Annotated in this window: 15 protein-coding genes; 7 read left to right on the forward strand and 8 right to left on the reverse strand. The window is 61.7% G+C overall.

The genetic code is table 11. The features are described 5' to 3' along the window. Positions 1 to 56 precede the first annotated feature (56 nt). From BKD70_RS04035 to gshB, 7 genes are all read right to left on the reverse strand, one after another. Positions 57 to 1328 carry a dihydroorotase gene (locus BKD70_RS04035; RefSeq protein ID WP_047278347.1) on the reverse strand — a complete coding sequence of 424 codons (1272 nt, stop codon included), beginning with the start codon at positions 1326 to 1328 and terminating at the stop codon, positions 57 to 59. Further along, positions 1325 to 2329 (reverse strand): aspartate carbamoyltransferase catalytic subunit, encoded by a 1005-nt coding sequence (locus BKD70_RS04040; RefSeq protein WP_047278345.1) that lies wholly within the window; start codon positions 2327 to 2329, stop codon positions 1325 to 1327. The genes BKD70_RS04035 and BKD70_RS04040 overlap by 4 nt, the downstream gene beginning before the upstream one ends. A gap of 12 nt (positions 2330 to 2341) precedes the next feature. Next, the gene (gene pyrR / locus BKD70_RS04045) at positions 2342 to 2860 is read right to left on the reverse strand and encodes a bifunctional pyr operon transcriptional regulator/uracil phosphoribosyltransferase PyrR (protein ID WP_047278343.1); all 519 of its coding nucleotides are present in this window, start codon (positions 2858 to 2860) and stop codon (positions 2342 to 2344) included. Between the two features lie 82 nt (positions 2861 to 2942). Next, positions 2943 to 3383 (reverse strand): Holliday junction resolvase RuvX, encoded by a 441-nt coding sequence (gene ruvX / locus BKD70_RS04050; protein WP_047278341.1) that lies wholly within the window; start codon positions 3381 to 3383, stop codon positions 2943 to 2945. After that, positions 3383 to 3955 (reverse strand): YqgE/AlgH family protein, encoded by a 573-nt coding sequence (locus BKD70_RS04055; protein ID WP_047278339.1) that lies wholly within the window; start codon positions 3953 to 3955, stop codon positions 3383 to 3385. Before BKD70_RS04055 ends, ruvX begins: the two co-directional genes overlap by 1 nt. 102 nt (positions 3956 to 4057) lie before the next feature. Continuing rightward, the gene (locus BKD70_RS04060; protein WP_047278337.1) at positions 4058 to 4957 is read right to left on the reverse strand and encodes an energy transducer TonB; all 900 of its coding nucleotides are present in this window, start codon (positions 4955 to 4957) and stop codon (positions 4058 to 4060) included. A gap of 76 nt (positions 4958 to 5033) precedes the next feature. After that, positions 5034 to 5987: a glutathione synthase gene (gene gshB / locus BKD70_RS04065; protein ID WP_047278335.1), complete on the reverse strand. Its 954-nt coding sequence runs from the start codon at positions 5985 to 5987 to the stop codon at positions 5034 to 5036. Between the two features lie 269 nt (positions 5988 to 6256). On the opposite strand from gshB, the gene pilG reads away from it, so the two are divergent. From pilG to BKD70_RS04100, 7 genes are read left to right on the forward strand one after another with little or no spacing between them, the layout of a single operon-like run. Further along, positions 6257 to 6664, forward strand: a complete 408-nt coding sequence (gene pilG / locus BKD70_RS04070) for a twitching motility response regulator PilG (protein ID WP_047278333.1) — start codon at positions 6257 to 6259, stop codon at positions 6662 to 6664. Positions 6665 to 6706: 42 nt separating this feature from the next. After that, positions 6707 to 7084: a twitching motility response regulator PilH gene (pilH, locus tag BKD70_RS04075; RefSeq protein WP_047278330.1), complete on the forward strand. Its 378-nt coding sequence runs from the start codon at positions 6707 to 6709 to the stop codon at positions 7082 to 7084. A 10-nt stretch (positions 7085 to 7094) separates the two neighbouring features. Then, positions 7095 to 7634 (forward strand): chemotaxis protein CheW, encoded by a 540-nt coding sequence (locus BKD70_RS04080; protein WP_047278329.1) that lies wholly within the window; start codon positions 7095 to 7097, stop codon positions 7632 to 7634. A gap of 52 nt (positions 7635 to 7686) precedes the next feature. Further along, a complete protein-coding gene (locus tag BKD70_RS04085) occupies positions 7687 to 9744 on the forward strand; it encodes a methyl-accepting chemotaxis protein (protein WP_047278327.1) in 2058 nt (685 codons plus the stop codon). A gap of 27 nt (positions 9745 to 9771) precedes the next feature. Continuing rightward, positions 9772 to 15693, forward strand: coding sequence for an Hpt domain-containing protein (locus BKD70_RS04090; RefSeq protein WP_047278325.1), 5922 nt, complete (start codon positions 9772 to 9774; stop codon positions 15691 to 15693). Further along, entirely contained in the window at positions 15686 to 16135 is a 450-nt protein-coding gene (locus BKD70_RS04095; protein ID WP_047278324.1) for a chemotaxis protein CheW, read from the forward strand. The genes BKD70_RS04090 and BKD70_RS04095 overlap by 8 nt, the downstream gene beginning before the upstream one ends. A 59-nt stretch (positions 16136 to 16194) precedes the next feature. Next, positions 16195 to 17106: a hypothetical protein gene (locus BKD70_RS04100; protein ID WP_047278323.1), complete on the forward strand. Its 912-nt coding sequence runs from the start codon at positions 16195 to 16197 to the stop codon at positions 17104 to 17106. A gap of 47 nt (positions 17107 to 17153) precedes the next feature. Here the strand turns inward: BKD70_RS04100 and BKD70_RS04105 are convergent, their stop codons facing one another. Further along, positions 17154 to 17474, reverse strand: a complete 321-nt coding sequence (locus tag BKD70_RS04105; RefSeq protein WP_052892220.1) for a DUF6124 family protein — start codon at positions 17472 to 17474, stop codon at positions 17154 to 17156. Positions 17475 to 17663 lie beyond the last annotated feature (189 nt).

The raw sequence follows: 17663 nt of genomic DNA on the forward strand, positions 1-17663 counted from the left end.
CTCACCCCGAGCCTCTACCGCAGGCAGGGGGTGGGGTGAGGGTGTAGGGCGACGCCTTAGCCTTCGTAGCTGATTCGACCGTCCACCAGCGTGTAGCGCACGGCGCCTGGCAGGCAATGGCCCAGGAATGGGCAGTTGTCGCCTTTGGAGTGCCATGTTTCACCGGCCACGGTGGAAGCGCCCGGATCGAACAGCACCAGATCGGCCGCCGAACCCACACTCAAACGCCCCGCTGGCAAGCTCAAGGCATCTGCCGGGCCGGTGCTCAAGCGCGCCAGCAACGTCGGCAAGTCCAGCAAACCGTCTTCGACCAGCGTCATCGCCAACGGCAACAACAGCTCTACGCTGCTCATGCCCGGCTCGGTGGCGCCGAACGGGGCCAGTTTGGCGTCCCGCTCATGGGGTTGGTGATGGCTGGAGATGGCCTGCACCACGCCGGATTTGACGGCTTCACGCAGCCCGTCACGGTCGGCGCGGGTGCGCAGCGGCGGTTGCACGTGGTAGACGCTGGAGAAGTCCACCAGCGCTTCGTCGGTCAGGATCAACTGATAGAGCGCCACATCGGCGGTGACCTTAAGGCCGCGAGCCTGAGCTTGCGCTATCAGCGCGACGCCCCGGGCGCTGGTCAGTTGGCTGAAGTGCGCGCGCACGCCGCTTTGCTCGACCAGCAACAGGTCGCGGGCCAGCGCCACGGTTTCGGCGGTTTCAGGGATGCCGGGCAAGCCACGGAAGGCCGCCATCGGGCCATCGTGGGCCAGGCCGCCTTCAGCCAGGTCACGGTCCTGAGAGTGGAAAATCACCGTCAGGTCAAACGTGGCCGCGTATTCCAGCGCGCGGCACAAGGTGCGCGTGTTGCTGAAACTGCTCAGGCCGTTGCCGAAGGCCACGCAACCGGCATCGCGCAGGGCGATCAGTTCGGCCAGTTGTTCGCCTTCGAGCCCTTTGCTCAGTGCCCCGATGGGGAACACTTTGCAGTTGCCGGCTTCGCGGGCGCGGTCGAGGATCAGTTCGGCCACGGCCGAGGTGTCGAGCACCGGTTTGGTATGCGGCGGGCAGCACAGGCTGGTCACGCCACCGGCTGCGGCGGCGCGGGTTTCGCTGGCAATTGTGCCTTTGCGGCTGTAACCGGGCTCGCGCAGGGCAACGTTCAAGTCCACCAGCCCCGGTGCGGCCACAAGGCCCTTGGCGTCAAGCGTGCGGGCGGGCGAGAAACCCGCCGGGGCCGCGCCCATGGCGACGATTTTTCCGGCTTCCAGGTGCAGGTCGGTGACCTGGTCAAACTGGCTGGCAGGGTCTATTACACGGGCGCCGAGAATGCTGAGCTTCACTGGGCGTTCTCCTGTTCGAATTGGCGCTGGGCCGTTTGCCCGCTCATGGTCATGGACAACACCGCCATGCGCACGGCGATGCCGTACGTCACCTGATTGAGAATCACCGAGTGCGGGCCATCGGCCACGGCTGATTCAATTTCCACGCCACGGTTGATCGGGCCGGGGTGCATGACGATGCAGTCGGGTTTGGCGCCCGCCAGGCGGGCAGTGGTCAGGCCGAACAGGCGGTAGAACTCGCCTTCGCTTGGCAGCAGGCCGCCGGACATGCGCTCACGCTGCAGGCGCAACATGATGACCACGTCGACGTCCTTCAGGCCCTCGGTCATGTCGGTGTACACCTTGACCCCGTATTGCTCGATGCCCACAGGCAGCAGGGTTTTTGGGGCAATGACGCGAATGTCCTGACAGCCCAGTGTTTTGAGCGCGATCATGTTCGAGCGTGCGACCCGCGAGTGCAGGATGTCGCCGACGATGGCCACCGACAGGTTTTCAAACCCGCCCTTGTGGCGGCGAATGGTCAGCATGTCGAGCATGCCCTGGGTCGGGTGAGCGTGACGGCCGTCGCCGCCGTTGATGATCGCGACCTGCGGGCACACGTGCTCGGCGATGAAATGTGCAGCGCCCGAATCGCCGTGGCGCACCACGAACATGTCAGCGGCCATGGCTTCGAGGTTGCGCAGGGTATCGAGCAGGGTTTCACCCTTGCTCGCCGAGGACGTGGACACATTGAGTGTGATCACGTCGGCAGACAGGCGCTGGGCGGCCATTTCAAAGGTGGTGCGGGTGCGGGTGGAGTTTTCGAAGAACACGTTGCACACGGTCTTGCCGCGCAGCAACGGGACTTTTTTCACCGCACGGGCGCCGACCTCAAGGAACGAGTCGGCAGTGTCGAGGATCTCTGTCAGCAGCTCACGGGACAAGCCGTCGAGCGACAGAAAGTGGCGCAGCTGGCCCTGATCATTGAGCTGCAGCGGGCGCTTGGCGTCTGTAGGCGTCATCGCAGTGGTCTCTTAAAGGGCGGGTTCTTGAGATAGGTCTTGGAGTTCGAGTGTCAGTGGCGCGGGGCCGGACAATTTTACCCGCTCGGTCGGTTTGAGCGACAAGGTCGCGCCCACCACATTCGGCCGGATCGGCAGCTCGGCGGCGTCCAGGTCGAGCAGGCTGACCAGGGTCACGCTGGCCGGACGACCATAGTCGAACAATTCGTTGAGTGCCGCGCGGATGGTGCGGCCGCTCATCAGTACGTCGTCGATCAGTACCAGGTGCTGGCCTTCGATCTCGAACGGCAGGTCGGACGGCCGCACTTGCGGGTGCAGCCCGTTCTGGCTGAAGTCGTCGCGGTAGAACGAGACGTCCAGCGTGCCCAGCGGCGCGTCGCTGTCCATGGCCCGCAACAGCGCCTGGGCCACCCAGATGCCGCCCGTGCGGATGCCGATGAAACGGGGCTCGGTGATGTGACGGCGGGCCAGATGGGCCTTGAGATCAAGCGCCATCTGAGAGATCAGTTCAGCGGGAACAGGCAGGATCATGGTGGCTCCTTAAAAGGCCCGCGCAGGATGCGTGCTGCGACGGGCGCAAACAATGAGGTGCGTCAAACAATTAAACGCAATGTCAGGCTTGAGGTTCAGCCGGGTGCTCGTCGAGCCAGCCTTGCAGCACCAGTTTGGCGGCGATGGCATCGACGGGGTTGTCGCGGTAACTGCCCCGCTGGCCACCCTGGGCCTTGCGTTCGCCCTTGGCCTCAAAGGTGGTCAGGCGTTCGTCGTGGGTAAAAACGGGGAGATTGAAGCGGCCATTCAACCGATTGGCAAATTTTTGCGCGCGAGCACAGAACTCGCTGGGGGTGCCGTCCATATTCAACGGCATGCCGACCACCATGGCATCGGGCTGCCATTCTTTGATCAGTTTCTCGATTTCTTCCCACTTCGGGATGCCGTTCTCGGCTTTCAAATTGCACAGCTCGCGAGCTTGCCCGGTAATCATCTGGCCGACGGCGACGCCGATGGAGCGGGTGCCGTAATCAAAACCCAGCAGTAAACGTAGGTGGGCCATCAGGCGTGACCTGCTTGAGTGCTTAACAAGTTGAGGTTAACTCCGAGGTGTTTGGCGGCCGCGTCAAGGCGCAGCTCGCTCGAGGTGTTGAACAAAATGTGGGCAGAGTACGGGCACGTGAGCCAGGCGTTGTCAGCCAGTTCGGCTTCGAGTTGACCGGCTTCCCACCCGGCATAGCCCAGGCAAATCAGGCTGCGTCGCGGGCCATTGCCGTCGGCGATGCTGCCCAGGGCATCCAGTGACGTGCTTAGCGCCAAGCCCTCTTGCAGCTCAACCGTGGCGTCGAAACTCATGCTGGCGGGGTGCAGGACAAAACCGCGGTCGGTCATTACCGGGCCGCCTGCATAAATCGGCACGTGCTCGCACAGCTCGGGCACGGCGCGCTCGGGGCGCAACTGCTCAAGAATATCTTTGAGGTTGAGGTCCAGCGGCCGATTGATGGTCAGGCCCATCGCCCCATTGGCCGTGTGCTCGACGATGTACGTCAAGGAATGAGCAAAATTCGGGTCAGCCATGTGCGGCATGGCGATCAGGAACTGATGCTTGAGGTAGGTCGGTGCGCGGTTTTTCATGAGCCTTAGTGTGGCGCTGACAAGTGAAACTGACAAGTTGGCAGATGGCGCGCCTTGAAACCCGCTTGGGCTACGCGGCGCGAGCGCTCATTTACCCCGGCATTAATTACTGGACAGCCGGTCGCCCTGGGCGAATTTCCAGGTGCGGATGATTTCGAGGCGGTCGATGTCGGCCAGGTCACCGGTGAACGGCGCGAACGGCGCGGCCAGACGTACGATGCGCTGCGCTGCCTGATCCAGCAACGGCTGGCCGGAAGATTCGAGCACCAGTACTTCATGCAGCGAACCGTCGCGATTGATCGAGACCAGCAGCCGCAGCTTGCCGTAGATTTTTTCGCGGCGTGCCTGTTCGGGGTAGTTGAGGTTGCCGATGCGCTCGATCTTTTTGCGCCAGTCCTCTTTGTACCAGGCGCCTTTGTCGCGCATGGTCGAGGCCGCACTCATGCGGTAGATCTTGGGCCTTTTGGCATACAGCTGTTGCTCGTTGGCCAGTTCGGCTTCGAGGCTGGAGATCTCGCTCGACAGTTGGGAGCTGTCAAACGACGGAATGCTGGCCTTGGGCGCGGCCTCGGTGATGACCTTCTGCGGCTCGCGCGTGGCTTTTTTGGGCTTTGGCGCCACGGTGGTGACGGCGGCTTTGGGGGCGGCCTGCTTTTGTTCGGGCCGGGCGGCAGGGGGCGGCGTGACCTTTTTGACTTCGTTGGCCTGAAACGGCGCCACTTCTGTGGTTTTGGGCACGGCTTTCTTGTCCAGCGTGCCGCTGCCTTGCTGATTGTCCTGCGCCAGAAAGTCCGCCTGCTTCGGTGCCTTCTCGCTCTTGAACGTGGACAGGGTGATTTCGAGGGTTTTGCTGATCTGTTTGGGCTCGCTCATGCTGAACCCGACGCCCAGGATCACCGCCAGGTGAATCAGTGCCGCGACAAACAGCGTAAACCCCAGACGATCAGCCGCGCGCACGCCGCCGTGCGTGAGTTCAGAGGGCAGGTCGCTGGGAAGTGTCATGGCAAAAGACCAACATCGCGGGTTTCACAGGCTGCGCATGATAACGCAATGTTGGTCTGTGTCTGGCGGATAGAAATCAGCGAGCGGCCAGTTTGCGCTCAATGGCGTCCATCAGCAGTGCGCCGATGTTGGTGCCGAACGCGTTATCGATCTCGCGGATGCAGGTCGGGCTGGTGACGTTGATTTCGGTCAGGTGCTCACCGATTACGTCCAGTCCTACGAACAACAAGCCTTTTTCACGCAGGGTCGGGCCGACCTGTTCAGCGATCCAGCGATCCTTGTCACTCAACGGGCGGGCTTCGCCGCGACCACCGGCGGCCAGGTTGCCGCGTGTTTCGCCCTGCGCCGGAATGCGCGCCAGGCAATAGGGAACAGGCTCGCCGTCGATCATCAGGATGCGCTTGTCGCCGTCTTTGATCCCCGGCAAGTAGCCTTGCGCCATGATTTGCTGAGTGCCGTTGGCGGTGAGGGTTTCGAGGATCACCGACAGGTTCGGGTCCCCCACGCGATGACGGAAAATCGACGTACCGCCCATGCCGTCCAGCGGCTTGAGGATCACATCACCGTGCAGTGCTGCAAATTCGCGCAGGACATCGGCGCGACGGCTGACGACCGTCGGCGGCGTGCATTGGGTGAATTGCGTGGCGAACAGTTTTTCGTTGCAGTCGCGCAGGCTCTGCGGCTTGTTGACGATCAATACGCCGTCACGCTCGGCCTGTTCGAGCAAGTAGGTGGAATACACGAACTCCATGTCGAACGGCGGGTCCTTGCGCATCAGGATCACGTCGAGATCGCTCAGGGCCGTGTCGGTTTCGGCTTCAAGCTCAAACCATTTTTCCGGGTTGGCGAACACCTTGAGCGGCTTCATGCGCGCCCGCGCCTTGCCTTCATTGAGGTACAGGTCTTGCTGTTCCATATAGAACAGCGTCCAGCCGCGCGCCTGCGCAGCCAGCAACATGGCCAGCGAGCTGTCCTTCTTGTAGGAGATGCTCGCAATGGGGTCCATGACAATCCCGACTCGAACGCTCATGGCAAATTCCTCAACAGTAGTGAGCTAAGCCAATCGCTGTAAAAGCGATCAGCAGGCAATTAAAAGTGGCGCCAGAGTGGCGCCGTGTGGTGTCTCGGTCAAGGAAAAACCGTCTGCGCCAGCAGGTGGCGGGACGTTCGATAGATTGCATGTAGAGACTGTGCTAAAAAGGCTCGCACAGCACCTGCAGCCCTTGTCTACCAAGGACTTGGGCTTCGGGATCGCAACGTTGTAACAAAACGGGTCGCCGTGGCGATGGTAGAGCACATATGGACAAGCATTCCAGCGCCTTGAAGGTGATGGTGATTGACGATTCGAAAACCATTCGCCGCACCGCTGAAACGTTGCTCAAAAACGTTGGCTGCGAGGTGATCACCGCCGTTGACGGCTTCGATGCATTGGCCAAAATTGTCGACCATCATCCGCACATCATTTTTGTCGACATCATGATGCCGCGCCTTGATGGCTACCAGACCTGCGCACTGATCAAAAACCACCGTTCCTTCAAGTCCACGCCGGTGATCATGCTGTCCTCCAAAGACGGCCTGTTCGACAAGGCAAAAGGGCGTATCGTCGGGTCTGATCAATTTTTGACCAAACCCTTCAGCCGGGACGAGTTGCTCAATGCAATCAAGGCGCACGTGCCCGGTTTCACGGTTGTGCAAAACGCTCACTGATGCTCGGTCAACAGGCCGATCACCTTATAAATGGGGAACACCATGGCTCGCATTCTGATCGTCGATGACTCGCCGACTGAAATGTACAAACTGACCGGCATGCTCGAAAAGCACGGCCATCAAGTGTTGCAGGCGGGCAACGGCGCAGATGGCGTCGCACTGGCGCGCAAGGAAAAACCCGATCTGGTCCTGATGGACATCGTGATGCCGGGCCTCAACGGGTTCCAGGCCACGCGTCAATTGACCAAAGACCCGGAAACCCAAGGGATCCCGGTCATTGTGGTGACCACCAAGGATCAAGAGACCGACATGGTCTGGGCCGCTCGACAGGGGGCAAAAGCGTATTTGACCAAACCGGTCGAAGAGGATGCGCTGACCGAGGGAATCAATAAATTTCTGCCAGCCTCCACGCACAAGTGATGGCCGCACCATGCCCGATTCTCTGACCGCGTTTGAGCTGCTGCTCGACATTGACCAGCGCTGTCGCTCGCTGGCGGCGGGGCCTGTAGCCGAGCCCGCCGCGGCGCACACCTGGAGCGGTATTGGTTTTCGCATCGGCGAGCAGTGTTTTGTGGCGCCTATGGGGGAAATCGCCGAGATCCTGCATGAGCCGCGTTTCACCTTGCTGCCGGGTGTCAAACCCTGGGTCAGAGGCGTCGCCAACCTGCGTGGGCAACTGCTGCCGATCATGGACTTGTGCGGCTTTTTCGGCGTCGAGTTATCCCCGTTGCGCAAACAGCGCCGGGTGTTGGTGCTGGAGTACGACGACATCTTCGTCGGCCTGCAAGTCGATGAAGTGCTGGGCATGCAGCACTTTGCCCAAACGGATCTGGACACCCACCCACCCGTTTCCCCCGGCTTACCTTTCGCGCCTTATGTACAAGGACGCTTCGCTGCCGCCCATGACTGGTGGGTATTCAGCCCGTTTGCCTTGGCGCAAGCGCCCGAGTTCCGGGCGGTCGCGGTGTGAGCAGTGAGCACGTGGAACCTCAAGCATCCATACAGCAGTCAGGGCCTGATCGATGACCGCAGCCAACAACGCTAAACCAATGGAAGGGTCGCGCAGCCGTTCGCAGATCATCGTGCTGTTTATCGCCCTGATCGTGTTCATCATGCTGTTGTTCGCCAATTTTGCTTACCTCAACACCCAGTCCAACTACGACAAGCAATACATCAGCCACGCGGGCGAGCTGCGCGTGCTGTCCCAGCGCATTGCCAAAAACGCCACTGAAGCCGCTGCCGGTAAAACCGCAGCGTTCCGCCTGCTGAGCGATGCGCGCAACGACTTCAGCCAGCGCTGGGGTTACTTGAAAAAAGGCGACCCGGCCACCGGCCTGCCCGCCGCGCCACCCGCCGTGCACAAAGAAATGCAGGCCGTTCAGCGCGACTGGGAACAGTTGCTGAGCAACACCAACGCCATTTTGGCCAGTGAACAAACCGTGCTCTCGCTGCACCAAGTGGCGGCAACGCTGGCCGAAACCGTGCCGCAGTTGCAGGTCGAATACGAAAAAGTGGTCGAGATCCTGTTGCAGCGCGGAGCGCCGGCCAGCCAGGTGGCGGTGGCACAACGCCAATCATTGCTGGCCGAGCGGATTCTGGGCGCCGTCAACACGGTACTGGCCGGGGACGAAACCGCGGCTCAGGCAGCCGATGCTTTCGGGCGTGACGCCAACCGTTTCGGCCAAGTGCTGAACGGCATGCTCGAAGGCAACGCGGGCATGCGTATTTCGCAGGTCGAAGACAAAGACGCCCGCGCCCGCTTGCAGGAAATCTCGGAGCTGTTCCAGTTTGTATCGGGTTCGGTGGATGAAATCCTCGAAACCTCGCCGCAGTTGTTTCAAGTGCGCGAAGCCGCGAGCAATATCTTCAGCCTGTCGCAGACCTTGCTCGACGAAGCCTCAATGCTGGCCAACGGGTTCGAGAACCTTGCCAGCGGCCGCTCGCTGGACATCATCGGCGGCTACGTATTGGGCTTGCTGGCGCTGGCGTCGATCATCCTGATCGGTATGGTGATGGTGCGCGAAACCAATCGCCAACTGCGCGAAACCGCCGAGAAGAACGACCGCAACCAAAACGCAATCATGCGTTTGCTGGATGAAATTGCCGACCTGGCCGATGGCGACCTGACGGTCACCGCCTCCGTGACCGAAGATTTTACGGGCACCATTGCCGACTCGATCAACTACTCGGTCGACCAGCTTCGCGATCTGGTGGCCACCATCAACCTCACCGCCGGGCAAGTGGCGGCGGCGGTGCAAGACACCCAGGCCACCGCGATGCAACTGGCCGAAGCCTCCGAGCATCAGGCCCGGCAGATTGCCGAAGCCTCGGGCGCCATTCAGCAAATGGCCCACTCCATCGATGAAGTGTCGGCCAACGCGTCAGAGTCCTCGGCGGTGGCCGAGCGCTCGGTGGCGATTGCCAACAAAGGCAACGAAGTGGTGCACAACACCATTCACGGCATGGACAACATCCGTGACCAGATTCAGGACACGGCCAAGCGCATCAAGCGTCTGGGCGAGTCGTCTCAAGAGATTGGCGACATTGTCAGCCTGATTGACGACATTGCCGACCAGACCAATATTTTGGCCCTCAACGCGGCGATTCAGGCGTCCATGGCCGGGGATGCCGGGCGCGGCTTTGCCGTGGTCGCTGACGAAGTCCAGCGCTTGGCCGAGCGTTCATCGGCCGCCACGCGGCAAATCGAAACCCTGGTGCGGGCGATTCAGGCCGACACCAACGAAGCGGTGATCTCCATGGAGCAAACCACCACCGAAGTGGTGCGCGGGGCGCGTCTGGCGCAGGACGCCGGGGTGGCGCTCGAAGAGATCGAAGGCGTGTCGCAAAACCTCGCCGCCCTGATTCAAAGCATTTCCAATGCCGCCCAGCAGCAAACCACCTCGGCGGGCCAGATTTCCTTGACCATGAACGTGATCCAGCAAATCACCAGCCAGACCTCGTCCGGCTCGACCGCCACCGCCGACAGCATTGGCAACCTGGCCAAGATGGCCAGCCAACTGCGGCGTTCGGTGTCCGGCTTTACCTTGCCCGACACCCCTGAACCGCGTGAGCCTCAGTAGTGCGGCGCAATATTGACGGGAGTCGTTATGGTTGACCGGCACGACTACGTAGCCCTTGAGTGGGTCAAAGACGAAATCGGCGAGACCCTCAAACTGGCCCGCGCAGCGCTGGACGGCTATACGTTGCAGCCTTCGCCCCAGGCGCTGGCGCAGTGCCTGACGTGCGTGCATCAAGTGCATGGCAGCTTGTTGATGGTCGAGTTCTACGGCGCTGCGTTGCTGGCCGAAGAGATGGAGCAGTTGGTGATGGCCCTGCAACACGGGCGCGTCAGCCAGCTCGACGAGGCCGTGCGGGTCTTGCAACAGGCCTTCAACCAATTGCCGCTTTATTTGGACCGCGTGCACAGCGCCCGGCGCGACTGGCCGTTGGTGGTGCTGCCTTTAATCAACGACCTGCGCACCGCCCGGGGCCAACCCCTGCTTGCGCAAACCAGCCTGTTCAGCCCGCCCTTGCAAGTGCTGGAGCCGCTGGCGCCCGAGGCGCTGGCGCAACTGCCGGTGCAGGACGTGTCCGAGCGGGTGCCTGCCCTGCGTCAACACCTGCAAAGTGCGTTGCTGGGGCTGCTGCGTGAAGACGACGTGCCGGGTCAGTTGGCGCAACTGGCCGAGGTCTTTGCGCAACTGGAAACCCTGTGCCGGGGCGCGCCCCTTAATGCGCTGTGGACAATCGCCTCGGCGTTGGTCGAAGGCATGCTCAAGGGTAAAGTCGCCAACAGCCCGGCGCTGCGCAGCCTGCTCAGAGAAACCGACAAACCGCTGCAACGGCTGCAGGCCCAGGGCATCGAAGCGGTCAATCAGCCCGCTTCCGACAGGCTCGTCACCAGCCTGCTGTTTTACATCGCCAAGGCTGAGCGCCCCACGCCGAAAATGCTCAGCCTCAAGGCCCTGTACGAACTGGACGAAGCCATGCCCGATGCGGCCATGGTCGACGCCGAGCGCGCGCGCCTGGCCGGGCCGGACCGCGATGCCATGCGCTCCGTCGTGGCCGCGCTGTGTGAGGAACTGGTGCGGGTCAAGGAGCGCCTCGACCTGTTCGTGCGCAGCGACCGCACCCACGTGTCGGAGCTCAGCAGTCTGCTGGCGCCGCTGCGGCAGATAGCCGACACGCTGGCCGTTTTAGGCTTTGGCCAGCCGCGCAAGGTCATCATTGACCAACTGGCTGTGGTGCAGAGCCTGGCTCAGGGCCAGCGCGAGCCAACGGACCCGGTGTTGATGGACGTTGCCGCCGCGCTGCTGTACGTCGAGGCCACGCTGGCCGGGATGGTCGGCAGCGTCGAACCTTCGCAACGCGAAGAAAGCCGCCTGCCCACCACCGACCTGATGCAAATCCACCAGTTGGTGATCAAAGAAGCGCGGCTGGTGTTCGACGAAGCCAAAGACTTGATCAACGATTACCTGGCCGCCGATTACGACCGCGAGGCGTTGCAGGCGGTGCCGGGTTTGCTCACGCAAATTCGCGGGGCACTGGCGATGATCCCGCTCAACCGCGCTGCCAGCCTGCTGCAAGCCTGTGACGACTACTTGTGCGAGCACCTGCTGCTGGGCCGCGAGCGGCCCGATGCGCGGCACATCGACCACTTTGCCGACGCACTGGTGAGCATCGAATACTATTTGGAGCGTCTGGCCCTGGACCCCGGTGCGGCAGGCGAGGCCGTACTGGACCGTGCCGAAAACAGCCTGATCGCGCTCGGGTATGCCCCGGCCGAACGCAATGTCCCGCTGCTCGATGACATCCTCAGCCCGACCGAAGTGCTGGTGATGGAAGACTTGCAAGAGTTGCAAGACCCGCAGGTGGTGCAAAGCCTGGCCGACGTGTTGGCCAGCCCGGTGTCGGCACTCAACCCGCCCGCGCAGCACATCCCCGGCAGCCTGTTGCCGCCCCCGGTGGACGAGGTGCCGGTGGACGAAGAGCTGCTCGAAGTCTTCCTCGAAGAAACCGATGAAGTGCTGATGGCGCTGCACGAAGCCCTGCCGCAATGGGTGGCCAACCCAGCGGACAGCAACGCGCTGAGTGAGCTGCGACGCGGCTTTCACACCTTGAAAGGCAGCGGACGCATGGTGCGCGCCCTGGTGCTGGGTGAACTGGCGTGGGCAGTCGAAAACCTGCTCAACCGGGTGATCGAACGCAGCGTGGCGCCGGGGCCGGCGATTCATCAGTTGCTCGAAGACACGCTGGTGATCCTGCCCGACTTGATCCAGGCGTTTGCCGAGCGAGACCAGCGTCAGCGCGACGACGTCGACGCACTGGCCGCGCGGGCGCATCAGTTGTCCCAAGGCGACCCTTTGCCGTTGTTGATCGAGCAGGACAGCCCGGCCTTTGACCCGCAATTACTGGAGATCTTCCGGCAGGAAGCGCAGACCCACCTCGACACGTTGAACCGCTTCCTCGATCAGGCCAGCGCGCACATGCCGCTGCATGCCAGTGATGACCTGCAACGTGCCGTGCACACGCTCAAAGGCAGCGCACACATGGCGGGCGTGTTGCCCATGGCCGAACTGGCGGCGCCACTGGACCATCTGGTGCGTGAGTACAAAGCCCATCACGTGGCGCTGGATCTGGACGAAATCGAGCTGCTGCTCGAAGCCGACGGCCTGTTGCACCGCGGCTTGAAGCAACTGGACGTTGATCCGCTGGCCGACATCCAGGGCGCGCGCTCCCTGATTGAGCGCACGGAATGCCTGATTGCCGACCGGCTGGATGCGTTGCTCAACGCAACTGGCAGCGCGTTGGTGCCCAAGCGCGACCCGCAGCGCATCACGGCGTTTCTGGAACAGGGCATGGACACCCTGTTTGACGCCGAAGACCTGCTGCGTCACTGGCGTCAGCACCCCCATGAGCGCGAGGGGCTCGACACGCTGCTGGACCTGTTGACCGCCTTTGGCGAGGCCGCGCACGCGCTCGACCTGCAACCGGTCGACGCGCTGTGCGAAGCCCTGCTGGACCTGTATGGGGCGGTTGAAGAAAGCAGTCTGGCCGTCAGCGATCGTTTTTTCGACGTGGCTGATGAGGCCCACGAAGCGCTGATTAACATGCTCGACCAATTGGCCGCAGGTCAGGAAATCACCCCGCAGCCGACTCTCATCCACACCTTGAACCAATTACTGCACCAAGGGTTGGCGCCCGACGCCACGGGGTTGATCCGCCGCGAAGGCGGCCAGACCCAGGACATCACCGAGCTGGGGGCTGCCACTGCACAACTCGATGAGATCGCAGGCGAGGACGACGATGACGGGCTGGACGACGAAATAGTCGCCATTTTCCTCGAAGAAGCGGTCGACATTCTGGAGAGCGCGGGCCAGGCCTTGCAGCGCTGGTTGAGCGAGCCCGACAGCCTCGCGCCCCTGTCATCGTTGCAGCGTGATTTGCACACCCTCAAGGGCGGGGCACGCATGGCGGGCGTCGTCCCGGTGGGCGATTTGGCCCATGAGCTGGAACACTTGTACGAGGGCCTGCTGGACCGTCGTGCCAACGAGAGCCCGGCGCTGGCGCAGTTGCTGGTTCGCAGCCACCAGCACCTGGCCCTCATGCTTGAACACCTGCAACAGCAGCAACCGCTGCGCGAGCCCTTTGAACTGATTGAGGCCATTCGCGGCTATCGTCATCCCGGCCCGCCGGTTGCCGGGCAGCCCGCCGCTGAGCCGGACCCAACCAGCGGCGCCGATCCCGAGTTGCTGGAAATCTTCCTCGAAGAAGCCTTCGACATCCTCGAAAGCTCGGGCGCCGCCTTGGCGCGCTGGCAAGCCGAACCGCAAAACACCCTTGAAGTCGAAAACCTGCTGCGCGATCTGCACACCCTCAAAGGCGGCGCGCGCATGGTGGAAATCACCGCCATTGGCGACTTCGCCCACGAACTGGAAACCCTGCTGGAGGACGTGTCGGCGGGTGTGGTCACGGCGGATGCCGAGCTGTTTGCCTTGTTGCAGGGTTGTCATGACCGCACCGCGCAAATGCTCGATGCCCTGCGCAGCGGGCAGCCGTTGCAGTCGCCGCAGGACTTGATTGCGCGAATTCGCAGCACCGAACGCTCAGACCCGCAAGCGCCGCAGCCCCCCGCGCCGAGCAAGGCCGAAGCCAGTGCCACGGCGGTGACCGAAGGCGAGCGCACCGGGCTGGACACCGTCAAGGTGCCGGCCGAGTTGCTGGAAGACATGGTCAACCTGTCGGGCGAAACCTCGATGATTCGCGGCCGTATCGAGCAACAGATCAACGATGGCCACGTCGCGCTCAATGAGATGCAAACCACGCTGGAGCGCATGCGCGACCAGCTACGCCGTCTCGACATCGAAACCCAGGGCCGTTTGCACAACCGTCCGCACAGCGAGGCGGAGGGGCTGGCCTACGACGAGTTCGACCCGCTGGAAATGGACCGGCATTCGCAGTTGCAACAACTGTCGCGTGCGCTGTTCGAGTCCGCGTCCGACCTGTTCGACCTCAAGGCCACACTGGCCGCGCGCAATCAGGACGCACACAACCTGTTGCAAAAACAGGCGCGGGTGAACACCCAGTTACAAGAGGGCCTGATGGGCACCCGCATGGTGCCGTTCGAGCGCGTTTTGCCGCGCCTCAAGCGGGTGGTGCGCCAGGTGGCCAGCGAGTTGGGCAAACAGGTCGAATTCAGCGTCATCAACGCCGAAGCCGAGATTGACCGCAACGTGCTGGAGCGCATGGTGGCGCCGTTGGAGCACATGCTGCGCAACGCCGTCGACCACGGTCTGGAGCCTGCCGAGGTGCGCCATGCCAGCGGCAAGCCCGAGCAAGGGATGATTACGCTTGAGCTGTCCAACGAAGGCGGCGACGTGGTGTTTGATATCCGCGACGACGGCGCCGGTGTCCCGCTTGAAGCCGTGCGCCGCAAAGCGATCCATCGCGGCCTGCTGGACCCGCTGAACAGCGTCAGCGACCGCGACGTGTTGCAGTTCATCTTGCAACCGGGCTTCTCCACGGCCGAGAAAATCACCCAGATTTCCGGGCGCGGCGTGGGCATGGACGTCGTCCACGAAGAAGTGCGTCAGTTGGGGGGCAGCATGACCCTCGACTCGGTGGCAGGGCAGGGCGTGCACTTTCAGATTCGTCTGCCGTTCAGTGTGTCCCTCAACCGGGCCTTGATGGTGCAGTGCGCCGATGAGCAATACGCCATCGCGCTTAACACCGTTGAAGGCATCGTGCGGGTCATGCCCAGCGAGCTGGAAAGCTATTACCAACTCAACCCGCCGCTGTATCACTACGGCGGCCAGACCTACGAACTGCGGTATCTGGGCGAGTTGTTACAGACCGTGGTCAAACCCAAGCTGGCGGGCGAAACCCATTCATTGCCGGTGCTGCTGGTGCATTGCCAGGACATGCGCGTGGCCCTGCAAGTCGATGCCCTGGCGGGCTCGCGCGAGATCGTGGTCAAGAGCCTCGGCCCGCAATTTGCTGCCGTGCAGGGGTTGTCGGGTGCGACGATTCTGGGGGATGGCCGTGTGGTACTGATCCTGGATTTGCTGGCCTACATCCGCGCGCATCAGGTGCGTCAGCCGTTGCTGCGCGCCCAGCACGAAGCAGGCGGCGGCCTCGAATTCATCCCGGCCGTGCGCCCGCCGCTGGTGCTGGTGGTCGACGATTCGGTGACCGTGCGCAAAGTCACCAGCCGCCTGCTGGAGCGCAACGGCATGCACGTCATCACCGCCAAAGACGGGGTCGACGCCATGAGCGTGCTCGAAGAACACACCCCGGACCTGATGCTGCTGGACATCGAAATGCCGCGCATGGACGGCTTCGAAGTGGCCACGCACGTGCGTAACGACCCGCGCCTCAAAGACATGCCGATCATCATGATTACCTCGCGTACCGGGCAGAAACACCAGAACCGCGCCATGGCCATTGGCGTCAACGACTACCTGGGCAAGCCCTACCAAGAGTCGGTATTGCTGGAACGCATCGCCTACTGGAGCACCTTCCATGCTTGATCACCGTGTAGGCAGCCTGACGTGCCTGCTCTTGCCGCTGGCCGATCGCGACCTGTTACTGCCCAACGTCGCGATCGCAGAACTGATCGACTACCAGCGTGGCGAACCCAGCAGTGACTCGCCGCCGTGGCACCTGCGCCAGATCATCTGGCGCGACCATCCCTTGCCGCTCATCAGCTTCGAAGCGGCCTGCGGCAGCCCGCTGCTGATTGGCGACCGCGCGCGCATCGTCATCCTCAACACCCTGGGCGGCAACCCGGCGCTCAAGTACATCGCCATGGTGGTCCAAGGCATCCCGCGTTCCTACAAACTCGACAGCCAACTGAGCTTTGTCGACGTGCCCCTCTGCCCGCTGGAACGGGCTGCCGTGCAAGTGGGCGAGCATGTGGCCAAGATCCCGGATTTGTGGGCGTTGGAGCGGTTGGTGTTGGGGGCGCAGTAGCCCGACCTTATTGAATTAACTCAATCGAAACGGGACGTTAATGAACAGGAGTTGTGTGGGTGAGTGAGTTTGTGTCGCACGCCATAAATATGCCCTACGGCATTGATTTGGTTTTTTGGGCTGTCTTCATGTTCTTGGCCGTGCTGGTGGTCACTAAGTTTCCGCAGGGCATAGGGTGTCTTTTTGCATTCTTAGTGTCGGTGACTGGCGCCGTTACAATCCTGACGCATATGTATTTTGTAGAAGGGGAGTTGAAAAAAAGCGTCGATTATCCCGAGATCATTGTTCAAGCGGCGATTGAAAAATTGTCGGCTGAAAGCATCCAGTGCGGCAAAGATACAACCCGGTGCTCTGACCTCGATCAGTTGAAGTTGAACGTGGAACAAGCGCTGGCCAGCAGGCAGCGCAGTCAGACCGAAGAGGAGCAGCAGTCCACGGCGTTCGCACTGGTCAGCAACTTGTGCATCTTTACGTTGGGCGGGATGTCAGCGGGTTTCATTACCGCAGTCGGGCTGCGTCGGCCTAAACCGGGTGAGGACGAAGCGGAAGAGGCCGATATGCGGGCCAAGAGTCGCGAGGGTGTCATAGGCTTTTGCACGTTTCTGATTGTCATGGTGGCTGCCGCGATCTCGGCGGCTTATCTGGGGGCATACATGGGCAGTGCGTTCAGCCGAGTGTTAACAGACGCTAGCTTCAAATCGCTGTGGGTTGCCTTGGGCCTGTCAGTGTTCGGTTATCTGTGTGCTTATTGGTTCTATGATGCAAGGCCAATAGGGAAATGGTGCATGTATATTATTTTCTTTATAACCGTGAGCGTGATGGGCTTTTATATAAGTGCATTGCATGCCGGTCTATATATTGTGGTTCGCGAGCACGCATGGCCGATGCTGTTTATAGCAGGCGTCCCTTTAATGTATGCCGTGTGGAAAGTTTCAGTCGCGGTGTATTTACGAAACGCCGAGCGCATTTAACAAACAACGGTGAAGCGCGCCTGCTGTCAATCAGGCGCGTGTCTGGATCAGCGGGCCGTGAGGCTGCTCAACGATAGATCGACCTGCGTTCTGGCCATGTCCACCAAGTACAGCACCGACAACACCCAGTCGCGTTGCGTCCCGTCCAGGTTGCTGCTTGCCTCAACAGCCGAGACGCTGGCGCAACGTAACAAGTCCGACGCGTGAACCAATGCGTTTTCTACGTCGATGCTTGGGTGACGGGCGGTGTTGCCGGGCAGGTAGTGACTCAGGGCGCGTTGCGCAGCGGCACGGTCCTTGAGCAACTCATCATTGGACGCCAACACAAACGTCCCGTGGGCGGGTGGATCCGGGGTGATTTTGAGCATGGGTACGAACTCCTAACGTAGTGTGGAGACCGCCAGTTTCGCTGCTAAACGAAGGGTGGCGGCCGAGCGCAGGTTAGCAGGCCGGTACGTTAGGAAACCGGCGCACCCGAAGGTGCCCTGCGCACGACCACCATAAAATTCAGGCAAAAAAAAGCGCCTGTATTGAAGGGGCGAAGTACGCCTAACGTG

Source organism: Pseudomonas sp. BS-2016 (genome assembly GCF_001806145.1).
Taxonomy (GTDB): domain Bacteria; phylum Pseudomonadota; class Gammaproteobacteria; order Pseudomonadales; family Pseudomonadaceae; genus Aquipseudomonas; species Aquipseudomonas lundensis.